This is a genomic window from Nocardia aurantiaca, from assembly GCF_009708175.1.
Classification (GTDB): Bacteria; Actinomycetota; Actinomycetes; order Mycobacteriales; family Mycobacteriaceae; genus Nocardia; species Nocardia aurantiaca.
This window is the reverse complement of sequence record NZ_WMBB01000006.1, coordinates 274,331-300,739: the sequence shown is the minus strand read 5'-3', so window position 1 is coordinate 300,739 and position 26,409 is coordinate 274,331. Positions and strand designations below refer to the sequence as shown.

Sequence of the window (26,409 nt, the reverse complement as noted above, 5' to 3'; positions counted from 1 at the left end):
ATGACCGAAAGGGCGCAGCCATGAGTGAACAGGAGCGAAACAGCATGGGGGACAGCCCCACCGAACCCACCGAAGAGCAGCTCGACGCCATGTCCCGCGACGAGCTGGTCAAGCTCGGTACCGAGCTCGACGGCGTCGACGTCGCCTACCGCGCCCCGCGCTGGCCGGTCCCGGGTACCCGGGCCGAGAAGCGCGCCGAGCGCCGGGTGGCGCTGTGGTTCGGCATCTCCGCGCTCGCGGGTGCCGCGCTGATCGGTGTCTTCCTGTTCTGGCCGTGGGAGTACAAGGGCCGTCACCAGGACGGCAACGGCATGTACACGCTGACCACCCCGCTCTACGGCCTCACCCTCGGCATCGCCGTGCTGGCCATCGGCGTCGCGGTGGTGCTGATCCGCAAGCACTTCATTCCCGCCGAGATCTCCATCCAGGACCGCCACGACGGCGCGTCCTCGGAGGTCAACCGGCGCACCCTGGTCGCGCAGCTGCAGGACGCCGCCGAGACCTCAACGCTGGGCCGCCGCAAGCTCATCACCCGCACCGCGGGCCTGGGCGTCGGGCTGCTGGGCGTCGGCGCGCTGTTCGTCTTCGTCGGCGGCATGATCAAGAACCCGTGGGCCAAGCGCGACAAGTCGCCGCTGTGGGTCTCCGGCTGGACCCCGGACTACCCGGGCGAGACCATCTATCTGCGTCGTGACACCGGCCGGCCCGAGGACATCGTCCTCGTCAAGCCGGAGGACCTCGACGCCGGCGCCATGGAGACCGTCTTCCCGTGGAAGGAATCCTGGCGCGGTGACGAGCACGCGACCCTGCAGTCGCTGCGCGGAATCCGCAACGCGGTCATGCTGATCCGCCTGCGGCCCCAGGACGCGGAGCACGCCATCAAGCGCAAGGGCCAGGAGAGCTTCAACTTCGGCGACTACTTCGCCTACTCGAAGATCTGCACCCACCTCGGCTGCCCCACCTCGCTGTTCGAGCAGCAGACCAACCGAATTCTGTGCCCCTGCCACCAGTCGCAGTTCTCGGCGACCGAGTGGGGTAAGCCGGTCTTCGGTCCCGCCGCTCGTGCGCTGCCGCAGCTGCCGATTACCGTCAACGCCGAGGGCTACCTGGTCGCCCAGCACGACTTCATCGAGCCCCTCGGCCCGGCTTTCTGGGAGCGTCGTTCATGAGCCCTAGCAAAGTGGCCGTCCAGGCCAACGAGATTGACGAGCGTTACCGCGTCGCGGCGTTCGCCAAGCGATCGATCAACAAGGTCTTCCCGACCCACTGGTCGTTCCTGCTCGGTGAGATCGCGCTGTACGCGTTCATCATCCTGCTGCTGTCGGGCATCTACCTGACGCTGTACTTCGACCCGTCCATGTCCGAGACCGTCTACCAGGGCGCCTACCAGCCCCTGCGCGGTGTCACCATGTCGCGGGCCTACGAGACCGCGCTGAACATCTCCTTCGAGGTGCGCGGCGGTCTGTTCGTGCGCCAGGTGCACCACTGGGCGGCGCTGCTGTTCGCGTCGTCGATCATCATCCACCTGTTCCGCATCTTCTTCACCGGCGCGTTCCGCAAGCCGCGTGAGGCCAACTGGGTGATCGGCTCGCTGCTGCTCATCCTGGCCATGTTCGAGGGCTTCTTCGGCTACTCGATCCCGGACGACCTGCTCTCCGGCACCGGTCTGCGCGCCGCCTTCGGCGGCATCACCATGGGTCTTCCGGTCATCGGCACCTGGATGCACTGGCTGATCTTCGGCGGTGACTTCCCGGGCACCATCATCATTCCGCGTCTGTACATCGCGCACGTGCTGCTGCTGCCGGGCATCATCCTGGCGCTCATCGCCGCGCACGTGGCGCTGGTGTGGTATCAGAAGCACACCCAGTTCCCCGGACCGGGCCGCACCGAGAAGAACGTCGTCGGCGCCCGCATCATCCCGGTGTTCGCCGCCGACCAGGGCGCGTTCTTCGCCTTCACCCTGGGCGTCGTCGCCATCATGGGTGGCGTCTTCCAGATCAACCCGATCTGGAACCTGGGTCCCTACAACCCGTCTCAGGTCTCCGCGGGTTCGCAGCCGGACTTCTACATGATGTGGACCGACGGCATGGCGCGTCTCATGCCGCCGTGGGAGCTGTACCTGGGCCGCTACACGGTCCCGGCGCCGGTCTGGGTCGCGCTCATCATGGGCGTGGTGTTCGTGGTGCTGATCGCCTACCCGTGGATCGAGAAGCGCCTCACCGGCGACACCGCCCGCCACAACCTGCTGCAGCGTCCGCGCGACGTGCCGGTCCGCACCGCCATCGGCGCCATGGCCATCGCGTTCTACATGGTGCTGACCCTGGCCTGTGTGAACGACATCCTGGCGCTGAAGTTCAACATCTCGCTGAACGCCACCACCTGGTTCTTCCGCATCGCCCTGCTGCTGGCCCCGCCGATCGCGTACTTCGTCGCGTACCGGTTCTGCATCGGCCTGCAGCGCAGTGACCGCGCGGTGCTCGAGCACGGTGTGGAAACCGGTGTCATCAAGCGGCTTCCGCACGGTGAGTACATCGAGGTGCACCAGCCGCTGGGCCCGGTCGACTCGCACGGCCACCCGATCCCGCTGGAGTACCAGGGCGCCCCGGTGCCCAAGAAGATGGCCAAGCTGGGTTCCGCCGGCAAGCCCGGCACCGGCTCCTTCCTGCGCGCCGACCCCGCGTCGGAGCAGGCGGAGAACGTGGCCGTCGCCCACGAGGAAGAGCACAAGATGCTCGAGGTGCTGGAGGCGGCGCAGAACGCCGCCATCGGCAAGCACGATCACTGATCGTCGTCACCAGGGAGGGCCCCGAGTCGAATTCGACTCGGGGCCTTCCCCGTTCTCCTGGCCCGAAGCGATCGGGTGACGAGGACCGCGGGATTTCGTCAGCCTCCGGACTATCGCCGCTGTGCGGGCGACCGGCCCGCGATGGCGACGCGGTACGCGGTGGAGACCGGCCGGGCGCACGGCATCCCGCGCTAGCGACCAGCCTTGCGGCCCATCCGGATTCGGCTTGGTCCACACCAGCGAGAACCGCCACAGCACGAGCCGCCGGTAGCGCACGCCCGGCAGGATCTCCGCCGCGTCTCGGCGTAGGTCTCCGGCGGCGGCCACACCACCGGCGAGGGATGCGCCCACTGCGCACGGTGGCGGCGGCCGAACCGGGCGCGGTCACTCCTACGGTGTCTGCTCCGGGGCGGTGCGCTGGGCGGCGGCCTCGGCGCGGGCGACCCAGTCCAGCCACGCGCCCGCGCCGAGACGAGGTTCGGCGTAGCCGTCGGTGGTGCGGACGATGCGGGTGCCGGGCTGTTCGAGCCAGCGGAGCAGCAGGCCCGCCTCCTCCGGAAGCGCGCCGCGCAGTGGGGGATACGCGGGGTCGTCGTCGGGGCCGGCGAGCCGGGGCGGAATGACGGTTTCGGCGGAGGCCGCCAGGCGGTCCACCACCGGCATGGGGGAGATGCCGCGGACGGCGGTGCCGGCGGCGGCGAGGCGGGCGTGCCGGATGATCGCGAACTCCCAGCCGCCCGCGCCGTCGGGGTGGGCGGCGATCAGTTCGGGGATGGCGGCCAGGGCGGCCAGGCGCTGGGTGCGGCGCAGGGCGCGGACCACTGTCACGGTGCGATCCCGCAGGCGGGCTGCGGCCTCGAAATGTTCTGCGGTGGACAGAGTTTCGAGCTTCCCGGCAATGGTGTGCAAGAGTGCGTCGTCGGCCCCGGTGAACAGGGCGCGGACAGCGGCGGGAACGCGTTCGTACTCCTCTATATATAAGGGGCTGCCATGGGCACTCGCCGGGCAACCGCCGACCACGGCCGGCGGGCAATCGTGGCGGCCGGTGCGCGGGATCCGGGTGGTGCAGGTGCGCAGGCCCGCCTGCTCGGCGACGGTCGCGGCGATCTCCACCGCATCGGCGCGGGAGGTGAACGGGCCCAGCGCATCTCGGGTGGGTGTGCGGGAGACGGCGAAGCGGGGGAAGGGCTCATCGGTCAGCGTCAGCCACCACGCGCGCTGCGGGAACTTCGATCTGCGGTTGTAGGGCGGGGTGTGGGCGAGCAGCAGCCGTAGCTCGCGCACACCGGCCTCCAAGCCGTGCGCGCACTCGACATGATCGACCCGGGTGGCCAGCTGCACCATCTCGCGCATGCGCGGGCGGGTGTCGGAGCCGGTGAAGTAGTTGCGGACGCGACGGCGCAGGTTCACCGCCGTCCCTATGTAGAGGACTTCATCCGATGGCCCCCGGAACAGGTACACGCCCGGCGTGGCCGGAAGGTCCGCGGCCATCACGCGTTTGGCGCGCTGGCGGCGCGTCACCTCCGGCAGATAGTCGAGCAGCTCGGTGAGACTCTGCACTCCTTGATTGCCTACCCGGGCGATCAGCGCGTGCAGCACGTCCACCGTCGCCCGGGCGTCGTCGAGGGCGCGGTGCGTGGGCCGTGTCTCGGCGCCCAGCAGCTGTGCCAGATACCAGAGCTTGGCCGAGGGCGCCTCGTCCCGGCCGAGCACCCGCCGCGCCAGCTGGACCGTGCACACCGTTTGGAAAGCGGGCCACGGCAATTCGCACCGCGCCGCCGCGGCCTTCAGGAACCCCGTGTCGAAGCGGGCATTGTGGGCGACCAGCACCGCGCCCCGCGCGAACTCCAGGAATCCGGGCAGCACCTGCTCGATCCGCGGCGCGTCCATCACCATGGCCGTCGTGATCCCGGTGATCTGCACGATCTGCGGCGGAATCGCGCACCCGGGGTTCACCAGCGTCGCGAACTCCCCGAGCACCTCGCCGCCGCGCACCTTCACCGCCCCGATCTCGGTGATCGAGTCGCCGTCGGGACTGGTGCCGGTGGTCTCCAGGTCCACCACCACGAACGTCGTGTCATAGAGCGGGGTTTCGAGCTCGTCGAAGGCCAGCTGTCCGGACACGGACGGGAAGCCTAGGCGCAGGGTCCGACACGCTTTCCTGGGCAAGGCATTTGTCTGATTCGGTCGCCGCATCCCCGTCGATCGGCGGCGAGCTGCCCTCGGAGGTCTCCGTGCGGTCGGCCCTCGCTCACCCGATACACGGGTGGGGCCGATCGCCCGGTCGGATTCCGTGGCGGTGGCGGCGTGGACGGGGCCTGCTCCCGCCGCGGCGGCGATCATGAGGCGTCCGGCGATGGGTGACGACCGCAGGCGAGCGGGTCGTGACCGCGTCCGGGAGTGTGTCGTACGGCGTTCTTCGCAGGTCGGCCGGGAACCCGGGCCGCGTCCAGGGAGTTGCTACGCGCGACCTGGGGAAATGTCTGGATATGTGATGGAAATTCTCAAGATCAAATCCTCGAATTCACGAGAATAAGGGAAAATGTGGCCAGCGTCACATTCATTCGGATTGTGAATGAATTCCGCGAGTGAGGTGACCGATTCGAATCGGCGTCCGGTGTGTGCTGCCCCGCTGTCCTGCGGTCGGGCGTGTCGGATGGGCGTGTCGGGATCGACCAGGTCGCGAACAATGGCCATTACCTGGTGTTATGTGGAATCCGTCGAGGTTGGGAGGGGCTCGTGCGGGCACGCGCTACCCGCCGGTAGCCATTGGGACGCTCTCGGAAAAACGGCCACTGTTATCGTTTCGTGATTGCTGTGATGTTTATCGCATCGAAATGGGGATGCGTAACAATTTCGAGTCACGAATCCTTATCACGGCTTTACAAAGCACCGTTATGTGCTCGTAATCTTCCTGAGACCTCGCGGAGTCCGACGCACCACCGGGTGCGGCGTCGCGGGGCAGATTGGAAGTACCTCACCATGGCGACCATCACCGTCAAGCGACAGGTCCGGGGCATGCAGCGCACTGCGCGTCGTGCCGCTGCGGCCGGTGCAGTCGGCGCTGCCACGCTGAGCGCGCTGCTGCTGCCCGCCACTCCCGCATCGGCCCAGCCGGTGAACACGCCGGTCGGCACGATCGATGTGCCCGACCAGATCCAACTCCCCGCCGGCATCCCGGGCGTCCCGCAATCCATCCCGATCCCCGCCCTCCCGGGCACCGTCACCCCGGGGGCTCCGAGCCTCGCCCCGCAGAACAACACCCACCGGGTCGCGGTCGACGCCGCCATGAGCCGCGTCGGCGACCCGTACGTCTACGGCGCCGCCGGCCCGAACGCCTTCGACTGCTCCGGTCTGGTGCAGTGGTCCTACGCCCAGGCCGGGGTCAGCCTGCCGCGCACCAGCTATGAGCAGCTCAATACCGGCAGCCCCGTATCGTTCGACGACCTCGAGCCCGGCGACGTTGTGTCGTTCTACGGCGGCAGCCACTCCGGCATCTATATTGGCGACGGCAATGTGGTGCACGCGTCGACCTCCGGTCAGCCGGTGAAGGTCGCGCCGATCTCCTCGATGCCGTTCGCGGGCGCGCGTCGCATCTGATCCTTCGTTCGACCGGGGGATCCTTCTCCCAGCCGACCGCAGGCGGCCGACCTGCGGAAGGAACGGTGACCGTGATGATTCCGTGGCCTGCTGGACACAACCGGTCGCCGTTTCGTAATCTTATCGAGACCTTCTTGACCGGCTCAGGGTAAGAGAACGGGACGACACCAACCGTGGCAGCGCAGCGGCGACAGCATCGGACACACAGTCAGCGAACCAGGCGACTGGTGGGTGAAGCCCTCACGGTAGGCGCACTCATGGTCGGCACCTACGGCGCCCTGGGCGTCGGACCCGCGACAGCCGATCCGGCCTCCGCACCGGCATCTGCTGGGGAAGCGGTGCAGCGGCTCATCGACCTGTCGCGACAATCCGAACAGCTCAATCAGCAGGCGCTCAATGCGCAGGCCGATCTGGACACCAAGGTCGCCGCCGCCACCGCCGCCGACCAGCGCGCCGCCGACGCGGCAGCCACGCTCGACGCGGCCAAGGCGGAAATCCGCCGCTACCAACCGGTCATCGATCGCGCCGCGACCTCGGCGCTGCTCAGTGGCCGCACCAACCGGCTCACCTCGCTACTGGTGAGCAACTCTCCGCAACAGCTGCTCGACCAGATGTCCATCGTGGACCTGGTGGGCGCGCGCACGAATGATCAACTGGGCCAATATCAGAAGGCCACCGCCGCGGCCGCCGCCGCCGAGGCCAGCGCCCGCGCCGCGGCCGACACCGCCCGCGCCGCCAGTGCCGCGGCCGATGCGGTCCGGTCCGATCTGGAGTCCAAACGCGCTGCGCTGCAAGGATCCATGGCTCAGGTGATCGCCGCCTGGGGTCAGCTCTCCGCCGGGGACAAGTCCGCGCTCGCGGGTTCGATGTTCCCTCCCGGCTTCGATCGCGACAGCCTGCTCAGGGGCCTGGTGCCCGGTTCCGGCACCAGCGCACTGGCCGCGGGCCTGACCCGCGTCGGCGATCCGTATGTCTGGGGCGCCACCGGCCCCGACCAGTTCGACTGCTCCGGCCTGGTGCAGTGGGCCTTCCACCAGGTCGGCAAGAACGTGCCGCGCACCAGTCAGCAGCAGTCCAGCTTCGGCACGCCCGTGGACGAGAAGGACCTCCAGCCCGGAGACGTGGTCTTCTTCTACTCTGACATCTCACACGTGGGCATCTACGCCGGCAACGGATTGATGCTGCACGCTTCGACTTTCGGCGTTCCGGTCCAGGTCGCGCCGATGGGCTCCACACCGTTCCATTCGGCGCGCCGGTTCTGAACTCCGCGAACCCGGCATGAGTGATCAGGACCCGGAGGAGGCAGCTTGCGTGACCACGGAGGGTCCCCACCCATGCCCACCGTGCGGAGCATGATCACGGCGAGGTGGCGATGAGCGCCCTGCGGCAGGTGCGCGGCTGGTTGTCGGCGCGGCGGCGGTTGCAGTTCGTCCTCACGCTGGTGATGGTCAGCGCGCTGACCGCCGCGTGCGGTGCGCTGCTCATGCTGCCGAACTCGGTCGTGCCCAAGCTGCGCGCCGTGGTGCCGGGCCAGGACTCCGGCCGGCTCGCGGCCACGGATCCGCAGGTGCCGCTGGTGAAAAGGACCATGGAGTCCTACGGCAAGGTGATCGCGGAAACGGTGGCCACCGGGCCCGGGCGGATCGGCATCGTACTGGGGCATTCCGGGCAGCGCGCCGATATCGATGTGCTGGCAGGCGAACTCGCGGCAAGCACCGCCGCGGTCACCTCGCTGTGGGGCGCCGACTGGAATCAGGCGCCCGTCGTGGTGGTCGCCTCCAGCCCGTCCGAATTCGCCGCCCTCACCCACGCTGTCGGTGACGTGCCCGTCGAGGTCGCGGCCTCCACCGTCGCCGACCCCTTTCGTCCCGGCGCCCAATTGACCGGACAGCGCGTGGTTTTCGGCCCCGAGTCCGGACGTCGCCTGGGCGCGGACACGCTGCGCTCGGTGCTGCGTCACGAACTCACCCATATGGCCAGCCGCGCGGTCACCGTCGACGGCTCCCCGATGTGGATGCTCGAGGGCTTCGCCGAATACTCGGCCCACCGGGCATTGCGCCACCCCATCACCCAGATCGCCCCCACCCTCACCGCGCGCGCCCGCGCCGGTGACCTGCCCGCCGATCTTCCGCCCGACGCCATGTTCGAACCCGCCAGCGGCACGGCCTCCCTGGCCTACGAACAGGGCTGGTCCGTCTGCGCGTTCATCGCCGACCGCTACGGCGACCCCGAACTCGTCGACCTCTACCGTCAGCTCGCCTCCGGCCCCAAGGACAGGTCCGCCGTCGACACCGCCCTGCGCGCCATCCTCGGCGCCAGTTACCAGGACCTGATCGCCCAGTGGCGCGCCTGGCTCACCACCCGCACCGCCGAAGGCGCCTGAGCCACCAGGTCATGATGCTTTGACCCGCGTGATTGCCGCGGTCAGCGCTCCGGTCTCGATTCATCGAGCCGGCAGACGCCGCGCCGCGAGGCGCGCGAGGCCGCGACGCGCTCGGCCTCGAGAGCAAGGCCGTGGGGCTGCGAGGCGGGGCGGGGGTGCGGCGCCGGAGGGCGCGGGGCCGCGGGTCTTGCTCGAGCCGGTTGGCGGCTCGGGGTGCGAGGTTTCGGGGTGGGAGGAGTGCGGGGACCGGGTGCAGTAGGTTTGTGGCATGGGGCGAACTCTGCTGGTTACCAACGATTTCCCGCCGCGACCGGGTGGGATTCAGTCGTATCTGCAATCGCTCGCCCTGCAGTTGCCCGCTGATGAGCTGGTGGTGTACGCGCCGCGGTGGCGGGGGGACAGTCACTGGAAGTTCGATGCGCAGCAGCCGTTTCAGGTGGTCCGACATCCGACGACGCTGATGCTGCCGACGCCGTTGGTGACGCGGCGCGCCAAGAAGCTCCTGCGCGACGAGAAGTGCGATCGAGTGTGGTTCGGGGCGGCGGCGCCGCTGGCGCTGATGTCACCGGTGCTGCGGCAGGCGGGCGCCGAGCGGATTCTGGCGTCCACGCACGGGCATGAGGTGGGCTGGTCGATGCTGCCCGGGGCGCGGCAGGCGCTGCGGGTCATCGGCGATCACACCGATGTCGTCACCTATGTCAGCAAATACACGCGGCGTCGGTTCTCGACGGCGTTCGGGGCGCAGGCAGCGCTCGAATATCTGCCGCCCGCCGTGGATTCCGAGGTCTTCAAGCCGGATCCGGCCGCCCGGGCAGAATTGCGGGCCCGCTACGGCCTCGGGGACCGGCCGACCATTCTGTGCCTGTCGCGGCTGGTTCCGCGCAAGGGGCAGGACATGCTGATCACGGCCATGCTGGAGATTCGCAAGCGGATCGACGGCGCGGTGCTGGTCATCGCCGGCGGCGGGCCGTACGAGCAGAAGTTGCGGCAGTTCGCCGACGTCATGGGGCTCGGCGACGATGTGGTCTTCACCGGCCGCGTGCCCTCGAACGAACTCGCCGCGCACCACACCATCGCCGATGTGTTCGCCATGCCCTGCCGCACCCGCGGTCTCGGCCTGGACGTGGAGGGGCTGGGCATCGTGTTCCTGGAGGCCTCGGCCACGGGAGTGCCGGTGGTGGCGGGCAATTCCGGGGGCGCACCGGAGACCGTGTGCGAGGGTGAGACCGGCCGCGTCGTGAACGGCCGCTCGGTGGAATCCCTCACCGCCGCCATCGTCGACATCCTGTCCGACCGTGATGCCGCCGCCGCCATGGGCGCGGCCGGTCGAGCCTGGGTGCAGCAGCAATGGCGCTGGGACCTGATGGGTGCGCGACTACGGGAGCTGCTGGATCCGAGCGTTTCGGCCGAGACACGAGCGTACTGAGGCGATCACCGGAAGGTTCGCGGCCAAGCGCGGGGAAGCGCTCGATTCCGGACCGCGGCTCGGTAGACCTTTACCTGGCAGCAGGGGAGGGAAGAACGAGACTTCGGGGCCGCGAACTCGCCCGGAGCGGCGCGTAAGGCAAGATAGGCACAGTGAGCAGTATCCAGGTTGCCGACCAGACTTTCGTCGCCGCGCCGGGCTCGGCCGTGGCCGAGGTACTGGCCGATCGTGCCCGCTGGCGCCGCTGGTGGCCCGACTTGCAGTTGCAGGTCCGGGAAGACCGGGGCGACAAGGGGATTCGCTGGACCGTCAGCGGTGGTGCGGACGGCACCATGGAGGTCTGGCTGGAGCCCATGCTGGACGGCGTGATCATGCACTACTTCATGCACGCCGAACCACGCGGTGGCATCGAGGGTATGTCCGGACGTAAGCTGCTGGCCCTGAACCGGACCCGCCGCGTCGCGGGCAAGGTCATGTCCTTCGAGATCAAGGCCCGCCTCGAGGCCGGACGCAAGGCCGGGGTCGCGCCCGCGGCCGCTCACTAGAAAGGAAGCGTTGCCGCCCATGGCCGATCGAACTCAACGGTCGATCGTGATCGACGCCCCCTCGGACCGAGTGATGGCCGTCATCGCCGACCTGGAGTCGTATCCGGAATGGGTCTCCGCGGCCCGCACGGTCGAGGTGCTGGACACGTTGCCGGACGGCCGCGCCCGCACCGCCCGTTTCGTGCTCGACGCCGGCGTCGTCAAGGACACCTACATCCTGTCCTACTCCTGGCGGCCCGACGGCCGGGCGGTGAGCTGGAGCCTGATCGACGGTGATCTGCAGAAGACGCAGGACGGCACCTACGAATTGATCGGCCTGCCCGACGGCACCACCCAGGTGGTCTACGAACTGACCGTGGACCTGAACATCCCCATGATCGGCATGTTCAAACGCAAGGCGGAGAAGGTCATCACCGACACGGCCCTCAAAGAACTCAAGAAACGGGTCGAAGGCTGACCGCCGGCGGTACCGAACGCTCGCCGCGCCCCGCCACCCGCGTCGAGTTGTTCATCGGCAAGGGCGGTGTCGGAAAAACAACCTTGGCCTGCGCCACCGCACTCGCCTACGCCCGCGCCGGCCGCCGCGTCCTGCTGGCCTCGCTCGATCAGGCCCATTCGCTCGGCGACGCCCTGGGTTACCGCCTGCGTCATGGCGCGACCCCCGCTGTCGCCACTGTGCCCCTCCCCATGTTCGCCATCCCCGCACCGCAATTCGCCGATGACCCGGAATCCGGATCCGCCACCGGGGAATTCGGCGCCGCCTGGCGGGCGGATCTCGCCGCACCCTCGCGGTCCGGGGCGGAGATGCACTTCACCGGTCCTGGACACGGTGCCGCGATGCAGGCGCCCGGCGGGCCGCACATCGGTGACGCCCGGCCGGGAGACGGTGCCACTCTGCTCGGCCGTGGTCCGGCGGCTTACTCGGACGATGCTGGGTTCCGAGCCGCCGGAGGGGTATTCCGTGGTGCGGGGACCGGCCGCGTCACGGGCGATCCGAGCACCGATGCCTCGCAGGCGGTTCCCGGTGGTACGCCGCCGACGCTTGATGTCATCGAGGTGGATTCGCTTGCGCTGCTGGAGGATCGGTTCCGGCAGGTACTGGTCATGGTGTCCGGGGCGGGGCACGATCATGGATTCGACCTCGGAGCACTGGATCCCGCGGAGCTGACCGGCCTGCCGGGGGTGCAGGAACTGCTGGCTCTGCTGGAGATCACGCAATTCGCCGAGGCCCGGCGCTGGGACGACATCGTGGTGGACTGCCCGCCGTCGGCGGACATGCTGCGGATCGTCACCGCCCCGGACACGTTGCTCGGATATCTGGAGCGGGTGTGGCCCGCGCACGCCAGGACGATGGAGGCGATCGGCACGGACTTCCGCAAGGCCGTGCTGGCGGTGACCGTCGAGCAGATCGTGCAGGCGGTCACCGAAGCCCGTGACCTGCTGGCGGATCGGACGCGCACCGGCGCGCGGCTGGTGACCGTCGCCGAGCAGGTGGCGGTGGCCGAATCGGCGCGGGTGCGTTCGGCGGCGGCGCTGCTGGGTATCCGCTTGGACGCGGTGCTGGTGAACAAAGTGCTGCCGGAGATGCCGCCCCCGCATCCGGTCGAGCCGCCGCATCCGGCGGTGCAGTGGTATTTCAACCGGCGCGGCGAGCAACTCGACGTGGTGGAGGAGCTGCGCACGCGGTTGCGCGGGGTGCCCGTGCAGGTCGTGGGGCATGCGGGGTCCGAGCCGGTGGGTCTGAACTCGCTGGCGGCGCTGTCCTACGCGGTGGACGCGAGTGGTGACTGGGTGGGATGGCGTCCGGTCCCTATGCTTGGCACAGATGCGGACGGTGTGCTGCCCGTTCCCGCCGAGCCGGTGGTACGGCTCGAATCCGGGGCGGGCGTGCACTCGATGTTCGCGATGCGCATGCATCTGCCGGTGGTCGATCCGTCGACGCTGCGGCTGGGACGAGTGGAGGACGATTTGATCGTGGGAGCGGACGGGGTCCGGCGGCGGTTGCGGCTGGCCCCGGTGTTGCGGCGGTGCACGGTCGAGGCCGCCGAACTCGACGGCGACCAATTGGTGATCCGCTTCCGGCCCGATCCTCAGGTCTGGCCGAAATGACCACCACGCACCACCCCCGTCCCGGCCACCCCGATGAGAACCTCGGCGAATTCGCCGAGGAACTGCGGCTGTTGGCCGAGGCCGTCCTCGAACGTGTCGAGCCGGTGCTGCGCCGCACCGCCGCCGAGGGCCGCACCGAATGGTCGAGTTGCAGCTGGTGTCCGGTGTGCGCAGCCGCGGCCATCGTGCGCGGTGAGCACCATGATGTGGTGGCGGCCATCGCCGAACACGGCACCGCCATCGTGACCGTGCTGCGTGAGGCGCTCGCCGGCGTCCCGGTGGATCCGGTGATTCCTCCGGACCTGGATCCGCAGTCTCCGGAATATCAAGCCTGGCACCATCATTCGCATCTGGGCGAAACCGACGCCGGCGGAGGCGATCTGCCCTTCGCCGACGCCGCTGGCCGTGGAGAGGCCGGTGCGGGCGAGGACGGTGAATTCGCCCGTGGTGGACGGCAATCCGCCGTGCCCGGCGACCAGCCTGCTCCGGGCGCGGGTCTGGCCGCGGTGTTCGCGCGTTTCCTCGCGGGCGCGCAGGGCCGCGCGGCCGCCCGGAACCAAACCGAGCGTCGAACCGCCGCCGCCGGCGCCGAGGCATCGGACGACCCCGTCGGTCCGGGCACGGGGGCGGCTCGCCGTCCCGGCGCGGATGGCCCGGAACACTCGGACACCGTGCCGCGCACCGGCTTCCGTGCCGAGGCGGCGGACCACGGTCAGCCGTTCGGTCCGCCGGTCGCGCGCCCGCGTGAGGCCAGCGATCGGCCCGCGCCCGGCCGTGAGGCCACGGCCCCGAGCGCCGGCCGGCGGGGCAAGCGCGCGAAGTACACGCCCATCGATGTGACCATCAAGGCATGAGGGGCGGTGCGAACGTGCCGTTGACCGTGGGTATCGATGTGGGAGGCACGAATATTCGGGCCTCGGTGGTGGACGGTGCGGGCGAGGTGCTCGATACCGTGACCGCGCCGACGCCGCACTCCGCGCGCGCCCTCGAGGACGGCTTGGCCAGGGCGGTGCGCGAACTGTGCGGCCGGCACGCCATCGGCGCGGTCGGGCTGGCGGTGGCGGGCTTCGTCGACGAGGACCGCGCCACCGTGCGTTTCGCCCCGCACCTGCCGTGGGAGGACGCCCCGGTCGCGCAGCGTCTCACCGACCGGCTCGGCCTGCCGGTGATCCTGGAGCATGACGCCAACGCCGCGCTGTGGGCGGAGTACCGCTTCGGCGCGGCGGCGGGCGGGCGCAATGTGGTGCTGGTGGCGATCGGCACCGGCATCGGGGCGGCGCTGCTCAGCAACGGCCAGTTGTATCGCGGAAGCTTCGGCGTCGCACCGGAACTCGGGCATCTGCAGGTGGTGCCGAATGGCCGCGCCTGCGCCTGCGGCAAGCGCGGCTGCTGGGAAAGGTATTGCAGCGGAACGGCTCTGGCGGACACCGCGATCGAGTTGCTGGCGACCGATCCGCAACGGTCCACCGTGCTGGCCCGCGAGGCCGGGCGGGATCCGGGCTCGCTGACCGGTCGCCGGGTGGCGGGCGCAGCCCAGGACGGGGACCCGGTCGCCCTCGAGGTGATGGCCGATTTCGCGCGCTGGCTGGGCCTGGGCCTGGCCTTCGTGAGCGACATCTTCGACCCGGACCTGATCGTGGTGGCCGGCGGCGTGAGCAGTTCGGCCCCACTGTTCCTCGACGACGCACGCGAACACTACGCGACCTCGATCACCGGGGCCCGGCATCGCCGCCTGGCCCGCATTCGCACCGCGCAATTGGGCGAGGCCGCGGGCATGATCGGCGCCGCCGAACTGGCCCGCGCGGCGGTGCTCACAGACCAGGACGCGGTCCCGGTGGCGCAGGCCCGTCGTTGACCACCGCCGACCTGACCTCGTCGAGTTGTCTCATTGCCCAAGGCGACAACTGATTTCGTGCCGGTTAGGGTAACTCGTCGGGTACGCCCAAAATCGGTTCGCGCCTGACCGCCGTGTAACGGGCAACGGCTCTCAGCCGCCCGCTGAAGTCCCGGGGAGGCGGGGAAGCTTGGTTACCGCGCGGACTCGGCGGTAGGGTAGGCAAACAGTGGTGGTGCCCGCAACGAGGCCGGTCCCGGGTATCGAAAACAGGGAAAGGACGCAATGTTCTACTGGCTGCTGAAGTTCGTCTTGGTAGGGCCGCTGATGCATCTCGTGAACCGGCCGGAGGTCGAGGGCGTCGAGAACATTCCCCCGAAGGGTGCCGCCATTCTGGCCGGTAACCATCTGTCGTTCACCGACTGGCTGTTCACCCCCCTGATGAGCCCGCGCCGGATCACCTATCTGGCCAAGGCCGAATACTTCACCACCCCGGGTCTCAAGGGCCGGCTGCAGAAGTTCTTCTTCTCCGGCACCGGTCAGTACCCGATCGACCGCTCCGGCGCGGACGCGGCCGAATCCGCCCTCAACACCGCGCGCAAACTGCTCGGTGAGGGCCGCCTGGTCGGGCTCTACCCCGAAGGCACCCGCTCCCCGGACGGCCGCCTCTACAAGGGCAAGACCGGTGTGGCACGCCTCGCCCTGGAGACCGGAGTGCCGGTGATCCCGGTCGCCCTGATCGGCACCGACGAGGTGTGCCCTCCCGGTCCGTTCCGCTGGCGTCCGCGCAAGGTGATCGTGAAATTCGGTGCGCCCATCGATTTCTCGCGCTACGAGGGTATGGGCGGCAACCGCTTCGTCGAGCGCGCCGTCACCGACGAGATCATGTACGAGCTCATGCGGATGAGCAATCAGGAGTACGTCGACGTCTACGCCGCCAGCCTGAAGAAGGGCGTGCCCTCCGGCAGCCGCCCGGACGCCGACCGCGTCCCGGAGACCATCGCGGGCTGATCCGTTCGCTCAGCGAAGCGTCATTCGGCGAAGGCCCCGGGAGCTCAGCTCCCGGGGCCTTCGCCATGAAAGACGCCAACTGATTTCGCACCTGTCGGTAACTCATCGAGTACGGCCGGAACGGATTCGGCTCCCGACCGCCGGCGCGGGTGCGAGACGGTCAACGATCGTCGGTTGCCCGCTGAAATCGCGGGGTGGCGGAGGAGCCCGTCGAAGTCGCGGGCTGGCGGCGGAGCCGGTGCGCCTCGATCGCTTCGAATTTCGCGAGGTTGTGGCGGGCATCGGCGAGCGCGTCGTGCGCGTCCTTGGGCACCGGCGGCAGCGGCGGGCGGCCGTGCTGCTCCCAATGCTGACGCAGCTCATTGGTATAGCGAGGCAGGGCATTGGGGAGATCGACCATGGAGCCCCACAACTGGCACAGGGTCACGTGGTCGTAGGCGCCCACCCAGGCCCACAGCTCGGGCTCCACGCCGGGGCGGGGAACCAGGAACTTGTAGAGGTCGTCGCGGATGCGCTGCCGGGAGCGCCACAGCGGCGAGGACGGCGGCGGTAGCTTGGGCAGGACATTGCGGCGGACGAACGGCCCGGCCTTCTCTGGATCGAATTCGGTCGAGACCGCGTAGAACTCGCGTCCGTCCTCGCACACCACGGCGATGGAGACGAGGTCGATGACGGTTCCGTCCTCGATGAATTCCGAATCGTAAAAGTACCGCAGTGAGATGGGTCTCTCCTCAGCTCAGGTCCGGGGATGGTTTCCGGGCATATCATCCGCTCCCAGCCTAGGCGGCAGGCCGGTGTGAGCAGTCCAAGCCCTGGGGGTGGTCCACGTCACCAAGAACGATCCGTATTCTGAACAGGTGAACTGGACCGTCGATGTACCGATCGATCGCTTGCCGGAACTTCCTCCGCTGCCCGCCGAGCTTCGTCGCCGCCTCGACGACGCACTGGCCCGCCCGGCCCTGCAGCAGCCGTCCTGGGATCCCGAGCAGGCCGCCAAGATGAGAACCGTGCTGGAGAGCGTGCCGCCCATCTGCGTGCCCGCCGAAGTCGAGGAGCTGCGCCTGCGGCTCGCCGAGGTCGCCCGTGGTGAAGCCTTCCTGCTGCAGGGCGGCGACTGCGCGGAAACCTTCGCCGACAACACCGAGCCGCACATCCGCGGCAATATCCGCACCCTGTTGCAGATGGCGGTGGTGCTCACCTACGGCGCCAGTCTGCCGGTGGTGAAGGTGGCCCGCGTCGCGGGCCAGTACGCCAAACCCCGCTCCGCCGACACCGATTCGCTGGGCCTGCGGTCCTACCGCGGCGATATGGTGAACTCGCTGGTCGCGGATGCGGCGCTGCGCGAACATGATCCGTCGCGACTGGTGCGCGCCTACGCCAACGCCTCGGCAGCCATGAACCTGGTGCGCGCGCTCACCTCCGCCGGCATGGCCGACCTGCACAAGGTGCACGACTGGAACCGCGCGTTCGTGGCCCAGTCCCCGGCCGGCGCCCGCTACGAGCAGATGGCCACCGAGATCGACCGCGCGCTGGCCTTCATGAAGGCCTGTCGCGTCAACGATCCCAACCTGTCCAGCGCCCGCCTGTACGCCAGCCATGAGGCGCTGGTGCTCGATTACGAGCGGGCCATGCTGCGCCTGAGCGAGCATCCGGTCTCGGGTGAGCCGGTGCTCTACGACCTGTCGGCGCACTTCCTGTGGATCGGTGAGCGCACCCGTCAACTCGAAGGCGCGCACATCGCCTTCGCCGAGCTGGTGGCCAACCCGATCGGCCTGAAGATCGGCCCGACCACCACCCCGGAGCAGGCGGTGGAGTACGTCGAGCGCCTGGACCCGAACAACGAGCCCGGACGCCTGACCCTGGTTGCCCGTATGGGCAATCAGAAGGTCCGCGACGTGCTGCCCCCGATCATCGAGAAGGTGCAGGCCACCGGCCACCAGGTGATCTGGCAGTGCGACCCCATGCACGGCAACACCCATGAGTCGTCGAACGGCTACAAGACCCGCCATTTCGACCGCATCGTGGACGAGGTGCAGGGCTTCTTCGAGGTGCACCACGCGCTGGGCACCCACCCGGGCGGCCTGCACATCGAGCTCACCGGTGAGAACGTCACCGAGTGCCTGGGCGGCGCACAGGACATCTCGGACCTCAATCTCGAGGAGCGCTACGAGACCGCGTGTGACCCGCGCCTGAACACCCAGCAGTCGCTGGAGCTGGCCTTCCTGGTCGCGGAGATGCTTCGCTAGCTGTCCGCCTTCCAGCGCCTTCAGTGGGCCGTCCCGCCTCTGCGCGCCTATGAGCTCCAACAAAGTCAGAGCCCGGACCGCCTATCGCGGTCCGGGCTCTGACCTTCGTTCGCTTCGTTGCCCAGGGTGACAACTGATTTCGGGCCGGTCGGGGTAGCTCGTCGGGTACGACCGACATCGGTTCGGAACCCGACCGCCGGCACGGGTGCGCGACGGTCAACGGCTCTCGGCCGCCCGCGGAAGTCCCGGGGAGGCGGCTAGGGTATCGCGACCAGGGTGATGGTGGCGCCGGGCTGGACGGCGTCGCCGGGTGCGGTGCTCTGTGAGATGACGATCGAGCCGTCGTTGTTGGCGAGCTGGCGAACCGTCACGGTGAGGCCGAGGGCTTGCAGCTTGCTGCGGGCGGTGGAGACGTTGGCGCCCAGCAGGTTCGGCATGTCAACGGCGCTGTTGACGATCAGGACCACGCCATTGCCGGATTCGGTGCTGGTGCCCGCGGCGGGGTCGGTGCCGATCACCTGACCGGACTTGATCTTTGCATCGAACTGGTCACGAGTGGAGCTGACGGTGAGACCGGCCTTCTGCAGCGCCGTCCTGGCCTCGTCCTCGGTCTTGCCCCGCAGATCCGGCACCTTGACAGGCTGAGAACCCTTGCTGCGGTAGACCTTCACCTGGGCATTGGCCGGGAGGACGGTGCCGGGGCTCGGATCCACCTTGGCGACAGTGCCTTTCGGGGCGGTACTGCCCACTTCGCCCGCGTCCACGGGGGTCAGACCCGCGTCCCGGATGGCCTTGTCGACCGAGTTGACGTCCTGTCCGGGCTGGACGTCGGGGACCTTCGGCTTGCCGCTGGAGACCAGCACCGCCACCGATGATCCCTTGGTGACCCGGGTTCCGGCGGGCGGATCGGTGCCGACCACATTGCCGACCGGGATCATGTCCGAGGCCTTCTGCCGCGTCTCGGTCTTGAACCCCGCGTCCTGCAGCGTGGAGACCGCCTTCTGGGTGTCCATCCCGGCGATCGACGGCACCGCCGAGTATCTGCCGACTCCGAGCCACCAGCCGCCGATGCCCAGCAGCACCGCCAGCGTGACCACGACGCTCAGCCAGATGATGACCTTGCGCCGCGACTTGCCGCGATCCTCGATCAGATCGGAGCCGTAGCCGTGATTGCCCGGCTGCCCGGGCGGCGGCGCATACTCCGGCTGCCGCTGGTATTCCGGCGGCAGCTCGCGTGCCGCGGTCATGACCCGGGTGTGCTGCGCCTGCGGCTGCAGGTGCACGGTCGGCGGGTCCGCGGGTAGTCGGGTGGTCGCGTCGGCCGCGCCCGCGATCGCTCGCGGCGGCACCGGACCGCGCGGGGCGGGCGTGGGCCCGACCCGGTATGTGGCGCTGAGGTGCTCGGCCGATTCGGTGGGCGCGGGCACCCGGTAGTCGGGCAGCTGGAGTTCGCGGGCGATGCGGCGCAGTTCGGCCGCCATCTCGGTGGCGTTGGCGAAGCGGTGCAGGGGTTCGCGCGCGGTGGCGTGCGCGACGAGTTCGTCGATCTCGGGCGGGACGCCGGCGATGAACCGGCTCGGGCTCGGCACGTCCTTCTCGACCCGCTGCAGTGCGATGGACAGCGAGTTGTCGCCGGTGAACGGCGTTCGGCCGGTGAGCATTTCGAAGATGAGGATGCCCGCGGAGTAGACGTCGCTGCGCGCGTCGGCGGTACCGCTGGTGACCTGCTCCGGAGAGAGGTAGGCGGCGGTGCCGAGGATCACGCTGTCGGAGGTGATCTTGGCCTCGGCGACCGCGCGCACCAGACCGAAGTCGGCGATCTTCACCTCGCCGGAATCGGAGATGAGCACGTTCTCCGGCTTGATGTCGCGGTGCACCAGTCCGGCCGCATGCGCAACGCCGATGGCGTAGAGGACGGGCTCGGCGACGGCGCGCACCGCGTGCGGCGGCATGGGTCCGCGTTCGCGCAGCAGTTCGCGCAGGGTGCCGCCCTCGACCAATTCCATGATGAGGAACGGATGGTCGCCGTCCACGCCCTGGTCGTATACCGCGACCAGGGACGGATGCTTGAGCTTGGCCACGGCCCGGGCCTCGAGCTCGAAGCGGGTGAGGAATTGCGGGTCGGAGGCGAACTTCGGGTCCATCACCTTGATGGCAACCGGTCGGTCCAATCTGGTGTCCACCCCCCGGAACACCATGGACATACCGCCGCGCGCGATCGGCGCGTCGATGCGGTAGCGCCCTTCCAGCATCTGGCCGATCAACTGCAACCCTTCCGACTTTCCCGAGGCCGCCCGGTGCGGCTCACCCGATGGTAGTCGTGTCGGGGTGTGATGCGACTGCCGCGACGCGAGAGACTACCGTGGTCGGCGTGAGTGCCTTTCCTTGCAGCGAAGACGTCCTGCCGGATTCGGTGACCCTGATCCCGCTGCCCGACGTGGCCGAGCAGTTGGGCATGGTGGTCACGCGGGTGCATCAGATGCTGCGCGACCACCAGATCATCGCGGTACGCCGTAACGGCGTGGCCGGCGTCCCGAAGGAGTTCTTCGACTCCGACGGCGCCGTCGCCAAGCACCTCACCGGTCTGATCACGGTGATGCGGGACAGCAAATACACCGACGAGGAAATCCTCGAATGGGTGTACAAGGACGACGAGACCCTGCCCGGCCGCCCCATCGACGCGATCCACGGACCCCTGGCCCGTGAGGTGTTGCGCCGGGCCGCGGCGGATCCCTTCTGACGCCGGTCCATCCTTCGCGCACGGTGCCGGGCACCGTGCGCGAACCGATGCCCAGGGCGCCCACCGATTCGGTGCCGTCGCGGTAACTCGCCGGGTACGTCCGAGACCCAACCCGCCGGTCCGGTGAGTTATTGGAGAGGCTCCCCGAGGACCGGCAGGAGGCGCGGAGAGGCGGAGAGGCACTCCCGTGCCGCCACCCGCACACGGCGGTGCCGGGGCACCACCGCGCGGCGGGTGAAGACCGCGTAATCGGCGCGCTCGATCTCGTCGAGGATGCCGCCGTAGAGCGTGGCAGCGGTCCGGATGGCCGGGCGCACACGCGGAGTCAGCAGATCGATGCCCGGAACGGCACGGCGGTACACGCTGCGATTGACGGCGATCAGATGAGCGAGCGCACGCCGAACACGCGGATCCGTGTGGCCGGATTCCCGGCAGTGGAACAGCAATTCGGCATCGACGCCGAAGGCCGCCAAATCGTCGCCGGGGAGATACAGCCGTCCGCGGTCCAGATCCTCGCCGATATCGCGCAGGAAGTTGGTGAGCTGGAAGGCTTCTCCCAGCGCGGCCGCCGCCGGTTCGGCATCGGTCACGGGGACGACGGTGCCCAGCACCGGCAGCAGTTGCAGGCCGATGGCGGCCGCCGAGCCCCGCATGTAGTCGCGCAGGTCGGCCATGGTGGCGTAGCGGTCGCGGTAATGCGGCCCGCCCGGGATGTCCATGCGCATGGAGTCCAGGAACACCCAGAAGTGTTCGGCGGCAATCGAATACCGGCGGATGGTGTCGGAGACCGCCAGCAGTGCCCGCTCCTCGGGCCCGTCGGTGGCGTCGATGGGCGCGTCCACCAGGCGGGCGCGCAGCTCATGCTCGATCTCATCCAGTCGCGCCGCGGATTCGGCGGCCCGGCTGGGCGCGTCGCTCGCGTCCACGATGTCGTCGACCAGGCGGGCGAAGGCGTACAGCGCGTGCACGGCCGGTCTTCGCTCCGGTTCCAGCAGCCGGGTGGCCAGGAAGTAGGTGCGGCCGTGGGCGGCGGCGATCCGGCGGCAATCGCGGTAGGCGCGCTCGAGCATGATCGGCTGGTTCACGCCGGACCGGGCGTGGGGGCGCCGACAGGCTGATCGGGCTGCGGGAACGCGTCGGCGTGCGCGTGCGCGACACGCAGTTTCAGCGGATCCACGGTGCACAGCGACAGTGCCGCCACCACCGCGGCGAAGGTCGCCAGGCCGACGTGCACGATGTTGTAGAGCCCGATCGACCCGTCCGGCTGGAACACCAGCATGAGCCAGGCGCACAAACCCACCAGCACCTGCAGGGTCCGGGTGGACAGCGCGAATCCGGCGGCCAGCGCCAGCGGCCACGAGTAGTACCAGGGCAGCGCGGCCGGGGACAGGATCACGATGGCCACGAACGCCACGAGAATGCCGAACACGGCTTCCTTCTCGCTGTTCTTGAACCGCCACCAGGCCCACACCAGGATCGCCACCATCACCACCGCGCACATGGTGCGCGTCACCGACAGCACCGACTCCAGCCGCAGCGGCGTCACCCAGGTGACCACGTGCGCCATGACGGTCGGCAGCGACAGCCAGTTGATGATCTTCTTGGAGCCGGACAGCGCGGTGAGCCAGCCGATCTGGTGATCCCGGAGCCCGGTGAGCAGCGTGGCCACCGCGAACACGGACGCGAACACCGCCACGCCCAGTGCGCCGATCTTGGCGAAGGTCCACATGGGATGTGGCAGTTCGCCCTCGTTCTCCGCCGCGCGGCGCTCGCGCTCGTGAATCATCCAGATCCACACCAGGAATGGCAGCGCGATGCCCGCCGTCGCCTTCACCGCCACGCCGATCGCGACCACCACGATGCCCGCCACGTGATGGTGTTCGAGCACCAGCGCGATGCCCGCGGCCATCAAGCCGACCATGAGCATCTCGTTGTGCACGCCGCCGATGAGGTGAATGAGGACCAGCGGGTTCAGCACCGCCAGCCACAATGCGATGGTCGGCTTGCCGCCCAGGTGCTTGGTCAGATGCGGGACCGCCCACACCATGAGCGCCAGCCCGGGCAACATGACCAGGCGCAGCGCGATGGTCCCGGCCACCACGTTGTCACCGGTGACGCTGGTGATGACGCGCGCGATGAGCAGGAAGATGGGCCCGTACGGCGCGGTGGTGTTGGTCCAGACGGGGCTGACATTGTCGAGCAGCACCGCGGCATTGGCCTTCAACTCCACCGGCCCGTACAGGTACGGGTTGATGTTGTCGCGCAGCATCGCGCCCTGCGCCAGATAGGAGTAGGCGTCGCGGCTGAACATGGGCACCGCGAGCAGCAGTGGGAAGGTCCAGATGCCGACGATGCCGCGCAGTTCGTTGAGGGTGACCGCCGCGCCCGGCTGCTTGCCGATCACGATGCGCCCCAACCGGACCCACGCGGTGATCATGGCGATGACACCGATCCACACGAACACCGACGACAGCACCAGCCCGTGCCCGAAGCGCAGCCACGACAGGTGCATGGCCTCCAGCAGCGGGTCGTTTCGCCGGACGCTGCCCGCGCCGAAGCCGCCGAAGGTGATCAGCAGCGCACCGAAGAAGCCGAGCGTGGCCGCATGCCCCTCGAGGCTGCGGCTGAAGTCGGCGGCGTGACGCAGCCAGTGGTGCGATGCGGGGCCGGCGACGGCGATCCGATCGGTCGTGCGAACGGTCGGTTCGGCCCGCGCGACACCCCGGGCGGTCCGCGTGGCTGTGCTGCTCGCGGCGTCCGGGGTGGTGGCGTCCGTATCGGGGGTCGGCATAGGCGGTCGTTCCCCCCGGAAAGGTCGGCGGCAGCAGCCGCGTTGGTTCAAGGACGCGGTCAGTCTAGTGCGTGCGCGCGGGTGCCACCGCCCCGGAGTCGGCGGATCCGAAACCGGCATGTCGTGGATCACCCGTAATGCGCGCGGCGGCCAGTTTTCCCGACAACAGCACGGTCGGCACACCGACGCCGGGCACGGTGCCCGACCCCGCCAGAACGACATTCGCGCGGCCCCGCACCAGGTTCCGGGTGCGGAAGGGACCGGTCTGCCGGAACAGGTGTGCGGCCGAGAACGGGGTGCCCGCGATCATCCCCTTCTCCCGCCAGGTGCGCGGGGTGTCGAGGTGGTCGATCCGGAAGTACCGCGAAATGCCTTGATAGCCCCGGTCTTCCAGGGTTTGGAGCAATTCTTGCAGGTAGCTGGGGCCGAGCTGCTCCCAGGCCAGGGGCGCGGCATCCAGGTTAGGGCAGGGGGCCAGCAGGGAGAGCGGCTCGTAGCGGACGGTGTCGCGCAGGTGTCCGTCGATGTCGATGTGCTGTTCCGCGCGCTCGATGTAGAGGGTCGGATCGGTGAGCGCGGGCCGGGTGAGCAGCAGCGAGGGATCGCTCATGAGCTTTCCGCGCCCGCGCCGGGCGGCGATCTCGGTGAAGGTCCCGTCCCAGTCATGCCCGAAGTCGATGGTGTGATGCGCCTGCACGGGCCAGCTCTGGGCGACGGCGGCGGGAATCGTGCCGTGCGCCACCACCGCCGAGGGGGAGGCGCGCAGTCCGATCCGGTGCCGCAGCCCGAACCGGGGCAGTGACCCGATATCGGCGGTCACCACGACGGCATCGCAGTCGAAGACGCGGCCGTCCGCGGTCCGCACGGCGGTGGCCCGCTTGCCCGCGTAGTCGATCCCGATCACGTCGGTATTCAGTTCGAGCGTCCCGCCCGCGGCCGAGAGAGCGCGGCCGAGCGCCGCGGCGACGGCCCGCATTCCGCCTTCGGGGTAGGTGACGCCGAGGCAGGTGTCCATATAGGGAATGGCGGCGTACACCCCGAGCGCTTGCTTCGGGGCCATGCCCGCGAACAGCGCCTGGAAGCTGAACAGCCGGGCCACGTTCGGGTCCCGCACGATCCGCCCGACCTTGGGTCCGAGCCGCCCGAAAGCGCCGAGTCGAACCAGTGTCGCGAGCGCCGCCCGCTTCTCCGGAATGCGCACCATGTCCAACGGTGAATCGAAGTTGGTGTCCATGAACTGCCGGAACTCGGCCTCGTACACGCCTTTCAGCCAGCCGCGCAGCCGCCGGTAGCGGCGCGCCGTGCCGGGCCCGCGCATTCGCGCGACCTCGGCCGCCATCTCCTCCTCGTCGGAGTAGACGCCGATCTCGGAGCCGTCCGCGAACCGCGCCCGATACGCCGGGGCTATGTCCAGGATCCGCAGGCCGACGGACTCCCGGGTGTGTCCGACCACGCCGAGCACCTCGTCGATGAGTGCGGGCAGGGTGAGAATCGTTGCCCCGGAGTCGATCTCGTAGTCCGGTCCGCGATACGCGCCGACCCGCCCGCCCGGGCGATCGTCGCGCTCCAGGACGGTCACCTGCCGTCCGGCCGCCACCAGGTGCAGTGCGGCCGCCAGTCCGGACAGTCCCGCGCCGATCACCACGACCCGATCGGTCGGTCCCGTAACAGTTCTCATGCCCGTCGCCTCTTCCGCCGGACCGGTCAGTAGGAGCGCGCGGTGGCGGCCAGAGCCATGGCGCGCAGCTGCCGGGTGGCGTCCGGGGTCGCGGTACTGGCGTCCAGCGCGGTCAGCGCCCGGTCGGTGAGCGAACCGATCCGCTTCTCCACGGCGTCGACCGCGCCGAGTTCGGTGAGGGCCGTACGCAATTCGGCGACCCGCTCCGGGGTGACGTCGGTGCCGAGGCTGGAGCGGATGAGGTTCGCCGTGGCCGGGGCGGCGGCGTCGGCGCGCTGCAACGCCTCGGCGATGAGGACGGTGCGCTTGCCCTCGCGCAGGTCGTCGCCGGAGGGCTTACCGGTCACGGCCGGATCGCCGAAGACGCCGAGCAGGTCGTCGCGCAGCTGGAAGGCGATGCCGATATCGGTGCCGAATTCGCGGTAGGCGGCTATGAGTTCGGGGGAGGCCCCGGCCAGGGCGGCACCCAGGTGCAGCGGGCGCTCGATGGTGTAAGCCGCGGTCTTGTACCGGTTGATCCGCAGCGCGGCCTCGACGGTCTCGTCGCCGGCGGACTCGCCGTGGATGTCGAGCAGCTGCCCGCCCAGCACCTCGGTGCGCATGGCCGCCCACACCGGAGCGAAACGGGCGGCGGCGTCGGCGGGCAGCCCGGCGTCGCGGGCCATATCGTCGGCCCAGGCCAGGGCCAGATCACCGATCAGGATGGCGACGCTGATGCCGTAGTGGTCCGAGTCGCCCGCCCAGCGTTGACCCCGGTGCCGCTGTTCGTAATCCACATGCACGGTCGGGAAGCCGCGCCGGGTGCGCGAGGAGTCGATGATGTCATCGTGGATGAGCGCGCACGCCTGCACCAGCTCCAGCGCCGAGCAGGCGGTGAGCACGGCGTCGGCGTCCGGGTCGTCGGCGCTGCGGCCCGCGCCCAGCCAGCCGGTCCACGCGAAGGAGGGCCGGGTGCGCTTGCCGCCGCGAATGACGAAGTCCTCCAGGGCCGCGGCCGCGTCCACGAACACCGGGCCGAGCGGTTCGACGATCGGCGCCCGGGTGCGGAAGAACGCCGTGAGACGGTCTTCCACGGCGGCGACGAGCGATTCCGCGCCCACCGGGTGGCGGGTCGGGGTACCGGGTCCGGCGGACAGAGGAGCCTCCTTGGTGGGTGCCGCGGCGCGTCGCGTGCGCAGCCAGCGGGGTTCGCGTCCGACTCTACCGACCACCGTGTGGCGGCCGGGAATCGGTCGGACCCGATCCGGTCTCACCTGCTGAG

General features: G+C 69.4%; 20 protein-coding genes and 1 pseudogene. 14 read left to right on the top strand and 7 right to left on the bottom strand.

The annotated features are described in order from the left end of the window. Positions 1-20: 20 nt before the first annotated feature. Entirely contained in the window at positions 21-1,169 is a 1,149-nt protein-coding gene (gene qcrA, locus GLP40_RS14870) for a cytochrome bc1 complex Rieske iron-sulfur subunit (RefSeq protein ID WP_154788463.1), read from the top strand. Next, positions 1,166-2,785 (top strand): cytochrome bc1 complex cytochrome b subunit, encoded by a 1,620-nt coding sequence (gene qcrB / locus GLP40_RS14865; protein ID WP_154788462.1) that lies wholly within the window; start codon positions 1,166-1,168, stop codon positions 2,783-2,785. The genes qcrA and qcrB overlap by 4 nt, the downstream gene beginning before the upstream one ends. A 390-nt stretch (positions 2,786-3,175) precedes the next feature. Here qcrB and GLP40_RS14860 read toward each other — a convergent pair whose 3' ends face one another. After that, positions 3,176-4,981, bottom strand: a complete 1,806-nt coding sequence (locus GLP40_RS14860) for a DEDD exonuclease domain-containing protein (RefSeq protein ID WP_154788461.1) — start codon at positions 4,979-4,981, stop codon at positions 3,176-3,178. A 786-nt stretch (positions 4,982-5,767) separates the two neighbouring features. Here GLP40_RS14860 and GLP40_RS14855 point away from each other — a divergent pair. The 10 genes from GLP40_RS14855 (at position 5,768) to GLP40_RS14805 (ending at position 15,693) form a co-directional block, all read left to right on the top strand. Beyond that, positions 5,768-6,385 (top strand): C40 family peptidase, encoded by a 618-nt coding sequence (locus GLP40_RS14855; protein WP_154788460.1) that lies wholly within the window; start codon positions 5,768-5,770, stop codon positions 6,383-6,385. Positions 6,386-6,642: 257 nt separating this feature from the next. Then, a complete protein-coding gene (locus GLP40_RS14850) occupies positions 6,643-7,647 on the top strand; it encodes an NlpC/P60 family protein (RefSeq protein WP_154788652.1) in 1,005 nt (334 codons plus the stop codon). Between the two features lie 110 nt (positions 7,648-7,757). Beyond that, positions 7,758-8,768 carry a peptidase MA family metallohydrolase gene (locus GLP40_RS14845; RefSeq protein ID WP_154788459.1) on the top strand — a complete coding sequence of 337 codons (1,011 nt, stop codon included), beginning with the start codon at positions 7,758-7,760 and terminating at the stop codon, positions 8,766-8,768. Positions 8,769-9,036: 268 nt separating this feature from the next. Continuing rightward, entirely contained in the window at positions 9,037-10,194 is a 1,158-nt protein-coding gene (locus GLP40_RS14840) for a glycosyltransferase family 4 protein (RefSeq protein ID WP_154788458.1), read from the top strand. A gap of 152 nt (positions 10,195-10,346) precedes the next feature. Then, positions 10,347-10,739 (top strand): SRPBCC family protein, encoded by a 393-nt coding sequence (locus tag GLP40_RS14835; protein WP_328290175.1) that lies wholly within the window; start codon positions 10,347-10,349, stop codon positions 10,737-10,739. Between the two features lie 19 nt (positions 10,740-10,758). Then, positions 10,759-11,196, top strand: a complete 438-nt coding sequence (locus GLP40_RS14830; protein WP_154788457.1) for an SRPBCC family protein — start codon at positions 10,759-10,761, stop codon at positions 11,194-11,196. Positions 11,197-11,243: 47 nt separating this feature from the next. Continuing rightward, entirely contained in the window at positions 11,244-12,848 is a 1,605-nt protein-coding gene (locus tag GLP40_RS14820) for an ArsA family ATPase (protein WP_230329575.1), read from the top strand. Further along, positions 12,845-13,702 (top strand): hypothetical protein, encoded by an 858-nt coding sequence (locus GLP40_RS33850; protein ID WP_230329574.1) that lies wholly within the window; start codon positions 12,845-12,847, stop codon positions 13,700-13,702. Before GLP40_RS14820 ends, GLP40_RS33850 begins: the two co-directional genes overlap by 4 nt. Further along, the gene (locus GLP40_RS14810; RefSeq protein ID WP_154788456.1) at positions 13,699-14,703 is read left to right on the top strand and encodes an ROK family glucokinase; all 1,005 of its coding nucleotides are present in this window, start codon (positions 13,699-13,701) and stop codon (positions 14,701-14,703) included. The genes GLP40_RS33850 and GLP40_RS14810 overlap by 4 nt, the downstream gene beginning before the upstream one ends. Before the next feature lie 264 nt (positions 14,704-14,967). Then, on the top strand, positions 14,968-15,693 hold the full coding sequence (locus GLP40_RS14805) for a lysophospholipid acyltransferase family protein (protein WP_154788455.1): 726 nt from the start codon (positions 14,968-14,970) through the stop codon (positions 15,691-15,693). A gap of 226 nt (positions 15,694-15,919) precedes the next feature. Here GLP40_RS14805 and GLP40_RS14800 read toward each other — a convergent pair. Beyond that, positions 15,920-16,408, bottom strand: a pseudogene (locus GLP40_RS14800) (polyadenylate-specific 3'-exoribonuclease AS); the annotation flags it as partial. 142 nt (positions 16,409-16,550) lie between these two features. Between GLP40_RS14800 and GLP40_RS14795 the strand changes: the two are divergent. Beyond that, positions 16,551-17,939: a class II 3-deoxy-7-phosphoheptulonate synthase gene (locus GLP40_RS14795; RefSeq protein ID WP_328290174.1), complete on the top strand. Its 1,389-nt coding sequence runs from the start codon at positions 16,551-16,553 to the stop codon at positions 17,937-17,939. A gap of 257 nt (positions 17,940-18,196) precedes the next feature. On the opposite strand, the gene GLP40_RS14790 is transcribed toward GLP40_RS14795, so the two are convergent. Further along, positions 18,197-20,203, bottom strand: coding sequence for a Stk1 family PASTA domain-containing Ser/Thr kinase (locus tag GLP40_RS14790; protein ID WP_196054687.1), 2,007 nt, complete (start codon positions 20,201-20,203; stop codon positions 18,197-18,199). Between the two features lie 107 nt (positions 20,204-20,310). Here GLP40_RS14790 and GLP40_RS14785 point away from each other — a divergent pair, with 107 nt between their 5' ends. Beyond that, the gene (locus GLP40_RS14785) at positions 20,311-20,679 is read left to right on the top strand and encodes an Rv2175c family DNA-binding protein (RefSeq protein WP_328290173.1); all 369 of its coding nucleotides are present in this window, start codon (positions 20,311-20,313) and stop codon (positions 20,677-20,679) included. Between the two features lie 128 nt (positions 20,680-20,807). Here the strand turns inward: GLP40_RS14785 and GLP40_RS14780 are convergent, their stop codons facing one another. From GLP40_RS14780 to GLP40_RS14765, 4 genes are all read right to left on the bottom strand, one after another. Beyond that, the gene (locus tag GLP40_RS14780) at positions 20,808-21,749 is read right to left on the bottom strand and encodes a phytoene/squalene synthase family protein (RefSeq protein WP_154788649.1); all 942 of its coding nucleotides are present in this window, start codon (positions 21,747-21,749) and stop codon (positions 20,808-20,810) included. A gap of 11 nt (positions 21,750-21,760) precedes the next feature. After that, the gene (locus tag GLP40_RS14775) at positions 21,761-23,470 is read right to left on the bottom strand and encodes an alpha-(1->6)-mannopyranosyltransferase A (RefSeq protein ID WP_154788451.1); all 1,710 of its coding nucleotides are present in this window, start codon (positions 23,468-23,470) and stop codon (positions 21,761-21,763) included. Positions 23,471-23,534: 64 nt separating this feature from the next. Then, positions 23,535-25,148 (bottom strand): phytoene desaturase family protein, encoded by a 1,614-nt coding sequence (crtI, locus tag GLP40_RS14770; protein WP_154788450.1) that lies wholly within the window; start codon positions 25,146-25,148, stop codon positions 23,535-23,537. Positions 25,149-25,174: 26 nt separating this feature from the next. Next, the gene (locus GLP40_RS14765; RefSeq protein WP_154788648.1) at positions 25,175-26,284 is read right to left on the bottom strand and encodes a polyprenyl synthetase family protein; all 1,110 of its coding nucleotides are present in this window, start codon (positions 26,282-26,284) and stop codon (positions 25,175-25,177) included. Between the last annotated feature and the right edge of the window lie 125 nt (positions 26,285-26,409).

Excerpts from the sequence above, each read along its gene's own strand:
- GLP40_RS14860 (WP_154788461.1), bottom strand. The coding sequence starts at position 4,981 with ATGCGGCGACCGAATCAGACAAATGCCTTGCCCAGGAAAGCGTGTCGG.
- GLP40_RS14810 (WP_154788456.1), top strand. The coding sequence starts at position 13,699 with ATGAGGGGCGGTGCGAACGTGCCGTTGACCGTGGGTATCGATGTGGGA.
- GLP40_RS14840 (WP_154788458.1), top strand. The coding sequence starts at position 9,037 with ATGGGGCGAACTCTGCTGGTTACCAACGATTTCCCGCCGCGACCGGGT.
- crtI (WP_154788450.1), bottom strand. The coding sequence starts at position 25,148 with ATGAGAACTGTTACGGGACCGACCGATCGGGTCGTGGTGATCGGCGCG.
- GLP40_RS33850 (WP_230329574.1), top strand. The coding sequence starts at position 12,845 with ATGACCACCACGCACCACCCCCGTCCCGGCCACCCCGATGAGAACCTC.
- GLP40_RS14830 (WP_154788457.1), top strand. The coding sequence starts at position 10,759 with ATGGCCGATCGAACTCAACGGTCGATCGTGATCGACGCCCCCTCGGAC.
- GLP40_RS14780 (WP_154788649.1), bottom strand. The coding sequence starts at position 21,749 with ATGCTCGAGCGCGCCTACCGCGATTGCCGCCGGATCGCCGCCGCCCAC.
- GLP40_RS14850 (WP_154788652.1), top strand. The coding sequence starts at position 6,643 with ATGGTCGGCACCTACGGCGCCCTGGGCGTCGGACCCGCGACAGCCGAT.
- GLP40_RS14855 (WP_154788460.1), top strand. The coding sequence starts at position 5,768 with ATGGCGACCATCACCGTCAAGCGACAGGTCCGGGGCATGCAGCGCACT.
- GLP40_RS14845 (WP_154788459.1), top strand. The coding sequence starts at position 7,758 with ATGAGCGCCCTGCGGCAGGTGCGCGGCTGGTTGTCGGCGCGGCGGCGG.
- GLP40_RS14805 (WP_154788455.1), top strand. The coding sequence starts at position 14,968 with ATGTTCTACTGGCTGCTGAAGTTCGTCTTGGTAGGGCCGCTGATGCAT.
- qcrA (WP_154788463.1), top strand. The coding sequence starts at position 21 with ATGAGTGAACAGGAGCGAAACAGCATGGGGGACAGCCCCACCGAACCC.
- GLP40_RS14775 (WP_154788451.1), bottom strand. The coding sequence starts at position 23,470 with ATGCCGACCCCCGATACGGACGCCACCACCCCGGACGCCGCGAGCAGC.
- qcrB (WP_154788462.1), top strand. The coding sequence starts at position 1,166 with ATGAGCCCTAGCAAAGTGGCCGTCCAGGCCAACGAGATTGACGAGCGT.